The 6665-nt window shown below is 39.8% G+C and carries 6 protein-coding genes; 1 reads left to right on the forward strand and 5 read right to left on the reverse strand.

The window, feature by feature from the left end:
- The 4 genes from P20652_RS17575 to P20652_RS13535 all read right to left on the reverse strand — a co-directional run.
- The coding region (locus P20652_RS17575) for a SpoVR family protein (protein ID WP_033017177.1) at nucleotides 1–655 on the reverse strand (655 nt) is incomplete at its 3' end.
- A gap of 19 nt (nucleotides 656–674) precedes the next feature.
- Nucleotides 675–1964 (reverse strand): YeaH/YhbH family protein, encoded by a 1290-nt coding sequence (locus P20652_RS13545; RefSeq protein ID WP_008166771.1) that lies wholly within the window; start codon nucleotides 1962–1964, stop codon nucleotides 675–677.
- Between the two features lie 31 nt (nucleotides 1965–1995).
- The gene (locus P20652_RS13540; RefSeq protein WP_008166773.1) at nucleotides 1996–3918 is read right to left on the reverse strand and encodes a PrkA family serine protein kinase; all 1923 of its coding nucleotides are present in this window, start codon (nucleotides 3916–3918) and stop codon (nucleotides 1996–1998) included.
- Nucleotides 3919–4126: 208 nt separating this feature from the next.
- Nucleotides 4127–4708 carry a superoxide dismutase gene (locus tag P20652_RS13535; RefSeq protein WP_002960323.1) on the reverse strand — a complete coding sequence of 194 codons (582 nt, stop codon included), beginning with the start codon at nucleotides 4706–4708 and terminating at the stop codon, nucleotides 4127–4129.
- A 266-nt stretch (nucleotides 4709–4974) separates the two neighbouring features.
- Here P20652_RS13535 and P20652_RS13530 point away from each other — a divergent pair, with 266 nt between their 5' ends.
- Complete coding sequence (locus P20652_RS13530; protein ID WP_004335359.1) at nucleotides 4975–5313, forward strand: Grx4 family monothiol glutaredoxin; 339 nt, start codon at nucleotides 4975–4977, stop codon at nucleotides 5311–5313.
- A gap of 90 nt (nucleotides 5314–5403) precedes the next feature.
- On the opposite strand, the gene P20652_RS17580 is transcribed toward P20652_RS13530, so the two are convergent.
- On the reverse strand, nucleotides 5404–6665 hold a 1262-nt coding region (locus P20652_RS17580; RefSeq protein WP_033017180.1), incomplete at its 5' end, for a PAS domain-containing sensor histidine kinase.

A 6665-nucleotide genomic window follows, 5' to 3' on the forward strand; every position in this document is an offset into this window, starting at 1 on the left:
TTTCTTGCTGTTGCTCAGGAATAGTTCGCCATAATTCGTTTACTTGCGATTGAAGGTAGTCTTCGCGCTCTTGTTGGCGTTTTTGCTCTTCAAATAGCGATATTTGTTGTGGACGTTTGTAGCGATCGACCCCGTAATTCATTAATGCATGACATGAGTCGAGAAGAGCTTCTACTTGAGTAATACCATGCTTTTCTTCACAGCGGTTTATGTAGTTTTTAGCAAATACCAAGTAATCAATAATTGAGCCAGCATCGGTCCAGGTTTTAAATAAGTAATTACCTTTAAAAAATGAGTTATGTCCGTAACATGCATGTGCCATTACAAGCGCTTGCATAGGTAGGGTATTTTCTTCCATTAAGTACGCAATACAAGGGTCTGAATTTATCACTATTTCGTAAGCGAGACCCATTTGTCCGCGCTTATAATTTTGCTCTGTTTGGATAAACTTCTTACCGTAAGACCAATGACTATAACCAATGGGCATACCAACGCTTGAATAAGCATCCATCATTTGCTCTGCGGTTATCACTTCAATTTGATTAGGGTAGGTGTCTAACCTATAGTGAGCTGCAACGCGAGCAATTTCACCTTGGTATTCATTTAATAAATCAAAGGTCCAATCTGGGCCATCACTCAATCGTTTATCATTCATAATGCTACCTCGCTTTTGGCTATGCAGAGTTTTGCTGTTGACGACCTTTTTTAAATAGCTCCCTAAAAATTGGGTAAATATCTTCAACGCTTTGAATATGCTGTATGGCGAAATTATTATGGCTGTGTGTTATAGATTCATATTCGCGCCATAGGCTTTGATGAGCACGAGTGGTTATTTCAATATAAGCAAAATAGCGTACTGCGCTTAAGAGCTTATTACGTAATATTTCACCACACTGCGGGGTGTCGTCCGCCCAGTTATCGCCATCAGAGGCTTGTGCGGCGTATACATTCCACTCGTTTGCGTTATAACGCTCTTTTATTATTTCGTTCATTAATTTAAGTGCGCTCGAAACAATAGTACCGCCTGTTTCTTGAGAATAAAAAAACTCTTGCTCATCTACTTCTTTTGCTTGTGTGTGGTGGCGAATATAAACAACGTCTATGTCTTTGTAGCTGCGTGTTAAAAATTGATAGAGCAAAATATAAAAGCGCTTTGCCATGTCTTTTGTTGGCTGATCCATTGAGCCTGACACATCCATAATACAAAACATCACCGCTTTGCTGGTGGGATGAGGATGCTTTTCGTAATTACGAAAACGTAAATCGTAGTTATCAATAAACGGGACCGATTTAATTTGTAGTTTTAATGCTGCAATTTCTTTTTGTAACAAAGCAATTGCCGCATTATCGCTATGTGGCTCACTAAGTAATAGAGCAAGTTGATTTTCAAGCTCATCTAGTCGGCGTTTTTTACCTGCACTCATGGCCACACGGCGCGCAAGGGAGCCTTGAAGTGAGCGGACAATATCAATATTACTCGGCATGCCGTCGCTACAAAATCCGGCGCGATGGGTTTTCATTTGCACTAACTTATCAAGTTGGTTTTCTTGTAAGTTAGGGAGCTCTAAATCTTCAAACAGTAAATCAAGGTATTCATCTTTTGATATCGAAAATACAAACTCGTCTTGTCCTTCGCCCGAATCGCTGGCGTCACCTTCTCCCGCCCCCGCCCCCGCGCCTTGTCCGCCTTTAGGGCGTTCAATTTTATCACCCGTAGAGAACTGATCGTTACCAGGGTGAATTTGTTCTCTATCCCCACCTTGTCCTTGATGAAATGTAGGTTCGCTGATATCGCGTTGCGGAATAGAAATACTCTCACCAGAGCTTGAGTCGGTAACACTGCGTTTGTTAATCGCATCTGAAACCGCTTCTTTAATTTGCTTTTTATAGCGCCTAATAAAGCGCTGGCGATTAAGCGTACTTTTATTTTTTCCGTTTAAACGCCTATCTATAAAATGCGCCATAATGACCTCCTATATACTACGACTATGAAGGTTATTGCGATTTTCTAACCCGTAAATACCACTCAGAAAGCAAGCGAACTTGTTTTTGTGTATAGCCTTTTTCGACCATACGGTTTACAAAGTCTTCGTGCTTTTGCTGATCCTCTGCAGACGTTTTAGTATTAAACGAAATTACGGGGAGTAAATCTTCGGTATTAGAGAACATTTTTTTCTCTATCACATTGCGTAATTTTTCATAGCTCGTCCAAAGCGGGTTTTTACCGTTGTTGTGCGCACGTGCGCGCAGCACAAAGTTGACTATTTCGTTACGAAAATCTTTAGGATTAGAAATGCCTGCTGGCTTTTCTATTTTTTCAAGTTCGGCATTAAGTGCCTCGCGGTCAAATAGTTGTCCCGTATCAGGGTCGCGATATTCTTGGTCTTGTATCCAAAAGTCAGCATAAATAACATAACGGTCAAAAATGTTTTGCCCGTATTCTGAATACGATTCTAAATAAGCGGTTTGCAGTTCTTTACCTATAAATTCTACATATTGCGGAATTAAATAGCCTTTTAAAAAGCTTAAATAACGCTCTTCTATTTCGCTTGAAAATTGTTCGCGCTCTATTTGTTGCTCAAGTACATAAAATAAGTGCACTGGATTTGCAGCAACCTCAGTGGTATCAAAGTTAAACACACGAGATAAAATTTTAAACGCAAAGCGAGTAGAGAGCCCCGTCATGCCTTCATCAACACCTGCGTAATCACGATACTCTTGATACGATTTTGCTTTAGGGTCGGTGTCTTTTAGAGTCTCGCCATCGTATACCCGCATTTTAGAATAGATACTTGAATTTTCTGGCTCTTTTAAACGTGATAGCGTCGTAAATTGTGCCAATGTTTTAAGTGTACCCGGTGCGCAAGGCGCGTTGTATAGCTCGCTGTGCTCAAGTAATTTGTCGTAAATTTTAATTTCTTCAGTCACACGTAAGCAGTAAGGGACTTTTACAATATAAACACGGTCTAAAAATGCTTCGTTGTTTTTATTGTTTTTAAAGGTTTGCCACTCAGACTCATTAGAGTGAGCGAGGATCATGCCATTAAACGGCAGAGCACTAATGCCTTCTGTGCCGTTGTAGTTACCTTCTTGGGTTGCGGTAAGTAAAGGATGCAGCACTTTAATAGGCGCTTTAAACATTTCTACAAATTCCATCAGCCCTTGGTTAGCTAAACATAAAGAGCCAGAGTAGGCGTATGCATCTGGATCGTTTTGGGCAAAGTGCTCAAGCTGGCGAATATCGACCTTACCCACTAGTGCTGAAATATCTTGGTTGTTTTCATCTCCTGGTTCGGTTTTGGCAATGCCTATTTGGTTTAAAATAGAAGGGTAGCGTTTAACCACTCTAAACTCGCTAATATCACCATTGAACTCTTTTAAGCGCTTGCCAGCCCAAGGCGACATAATGGTTTTTAAGTAGCGCGGTTTAATACCGTACTCTTGCTTTAGTAAGTCTGCATCTTCTACTGGGTCAAATAAAGCAAGGGGATGGTCGTTTACCGGAGAGCCTTTAATTGAATAAATAGGCACCTGTTGCATTAAATATTTTAGTTTTTCGGCAATGGATGATTTACCCCCACCTACAGGTCCAAGCAAATAAAGCACTTGTTTGCATTCTTCAAGCCCTTGGGCGGCGTGTTTTAAATAAGAGACTATTTGCTCAATGGCGTCTTCCATACCATAAAAATCAGCAAATGCAGGGTAGCGCGCAACTACTCTATTTGAAAATAATCGACTTAGTCGTGCATCCGTTGCGGTATCTACCATGTTTGGTTCGCCAATGGCCATGAGTAGGCGTTCTGGTGCGCTGGCGTAGGCAGACTTATCGGTTTTACAAATCTCAAGAAATTCAGCGATACTGTATTCTTCTTCCTGTGCCGCTTCGTATCGTGCTTGGTAATGCTCAAAAATCGTCATAATAACCTCCGAAACCCGCTGTAAAAAGGTGCTTACCTTTTAAAGTCTAGTCACGAATGTGTATTTTTGTGCACTAAAATTAAAAATTTAAGTGAAAAAAGATCATGTTACTAAAAGCGTTTTATTAAATGATGAGGTGCTTAGGTGTGATAAATAAAAACAAAAAAGACGCCTAAGCGTCTTTTTTACATTAGCGTTTAAAGGCTAATTAAGCGAAGTTAGCGTTCGCGAATTCCCAGTTAACAAGCGACCAAAAACCTTTAAGGTAATCTGGACGAACGTTACGGTAATCAATGTAGTAAGCGTGTTCCCATAAATCCACTGTAAGGATTGGAGTAACGCCATCATCAGTTAATGGTGTAGCAGCGTTAGATGTATTAACGATGTCTAGTGAACCATCAGCAAGCTTAACTAACCACGTCCAGCTTGAACCAAAGTTATTTACTGCTTTGTCATTTAATGCATCTTTAAACGCATCAAAAGAACCCCATTTAGCGTTGATTGCATCAGCAACTGCGCCCGTAGGCTCGCCGCCGCCGTTTGGAGATAAGCTGTTCCAGTAAAAAGTATGGTTCCAGATTTGAGCTGCGTTGTTAAATACGCCGCCTTCTGATGAACATACGATCTCTTCTAGAGATTTGTTTTCAAACTCAGTACCAGGGATTAAACCATTAAGCTTAACCACGTATGTGTTGTGGTGTTTGCCATGGTGAAACTCTAGCGTTTCTTTTGAAATATGTGGCTCAAGTGCGTCGATTGCATATGGTAGTGACGGTAGTTCAAATGCCATTTTTTTATCTCCATCTTCTTTGGTTGATAGTCCATTTGGTAATACGTAATGCCTGTTGAAACAGACCAGTTACCTATACCAAGCGGTAATATAGTGTTACTATAATTGTTGAGTATTTTACTCAAGTTTAAGCAAACAGCAATGCTATTGCGAAAGACTATTTCAATTGCGGCTTTATTTGCCCATTTTAAGTTATATATTTATGGTCACGATGAGTTATTTTCAAGACTTAAATGTATTTAGTTATCGTTACTTTGAGGTTGTAGATGGAAACCATTGATAAAATTAAACAGCAAATTTCAGAAAATCCAATAATCCTTTTCATGAAAGGGTCACCAAAATTACCAAATTGTGGTTTTTCTTCACAAGCATCGCAAGCGTTAATGTCATGTGGTGAACCATTTGCATACGTTGATATTTTACTTAATCCAGACATTCGTGCTGAGCTTCCAGCATATGCTAATTGGCCAACATTCCCACAACTTTGGGTAGATGGCGAATTAGTTGGTGGTTGTGACATTATTATAGAAATGTTTCAACGCGGTGAATTACAGCCGTTAATTACAGAAACTGCTGCAAAATATAAAGAAGCTGACGCAGAGTAATTTTATTACTCAACCTGCTATCAGGTTATTAAGCTCTTTAAACACAAAGCCACTTTTTAAGTGGCTTTGTTGTTTTTAATTTGTGTGAATTTACGAATAAGGAAGGCTCACTTGTACGTTTAAGCCGCCCTCTATTTTGTTATGTAAACTTATATGCCCCTGGTGCGCTTCTGCTATTTCTCTGCATAAGGCTAGCCCTAAACCACTCCCCGTACTTTTTGTAGAATAAAAGGGCACTAAAGCATTTGCCATTACTTGCTCGCTCATACCTTTGCCGCAGTCGCTCACATTTATAACACATGCTTGGGGTACAAATTCGACCTGAATATGTATTTCATTGGCGTTGGTGCCTGACTCGTGTGAATTTTTTAATAGGTTTATCAGCAGCTGCTCGAGTTGTGTTTGATCAGCTTGTAATTCATTGTGTGAATTTTTTATTTCGTAGCTAAATTGCCAGTGATTTTTTAAATTATTGAGGGTGTTTTGCCAGTTAACTCGCGTTTTTTGTGGCTGAGGTAATTTAGCAAACTTGCCATAGCCTTGTACAAATTCAGTTAAGTGACTAATTCGCTCATCAATAGTTGCAAATACACGGGCAAGGCGAGGCTCATCAACTTTATTTGCGAGCAATTGTGCGCTATGTAACATGGATGACATAGGGCCGAGTGAATTATTTAATTCGTGGCTGATAATGCGTATTACCTTTTTCCACACGGCAACTTCTTGGCGACTAAGCTCACGGGTTAATTGTTTAAATATATATAAATGATGCTTTTGGTTATTGAGTAAAAACTCCCCGGTGGCTAAATGCCAAGTTTGCGAGTCTTGATTCTCTATTTCTATATTAAAGAGGCCATCAACACCGTGCTCTATAGCTGCTATTAATTGCAGGGGCGAATTTTCGAGCAATTTACTTAGCTGCATACCTTCAAGGCGAGTTGCGCTATTAAATAAACTACGGCTAATTAAATTACTAAATACCACCGTATTATTATCATTGACCAGCAATAACGCTTGCGGCGAGCTTTGCAATACTTTATCAAGCATTAACTCGCGCTGGTAAATCCATTGTTTTTCTTGGCGAAGCTGTTTTGCGGTTTGATTATAAAGTTGGCATAGTTTTCCAAGTTCATCATTACTTTTATACGCAAGCAAACTGGAGAGCTCACCATCTTTAAAATTAAGTAATCCGGTTTCAAGCGATTGCATGCCAAGCTTTATTGGCTTGGTGAGAGTTCTTGAAAGCAGAGTGCTAAATGTAAGCGTTAGTAATATTAAAAACAGAGTGTAGTAAATATCAAAGCCACTTAGCGCGGCAATAATAACAACAGGCAGCGCGCTACAAAGACCCG

The sequence above is a fragment of the Pseudoalteromonas sp. BSi20652 genome, from assembly GCF_000239855.1.
Classification (GTDB): domain Bacteria; phylum Pseudomonadota; class Gammaproteobacteria; order Enterobacterales; family Alteromonadaceae; genus Pseudoalteromonas.

Coding starts and splice junctions, on each gene's coding strand:
- P20652_RS13540 (WP_008166773.1), bottom strand. CDS start 3,918: ATGACGATTTTTGAGCATTACCAAGCACGATACGAAGCGGCACAGGAA.
- P20652_RS13545 (WP_008166771.1), bottom strand. CDS start 1,964: ATGGCGCATTTTATAGATAGGCGTTTAAACGGAAAAAATAAAAGTACG.
- P20652_RS13535 (WP_002960323.1), bottom strand. CDS start 4,708: ATGGCATTTGAACTACCGTCACTACCATATGCAATCGACGCACTTGAG.
- P20652_RS13530 (WP_004335359.1), top strand. CDS start 4,975: ATGGAAACCATTGATAAAATTAAACAGCAAATTTCAGAAAATCCAATA.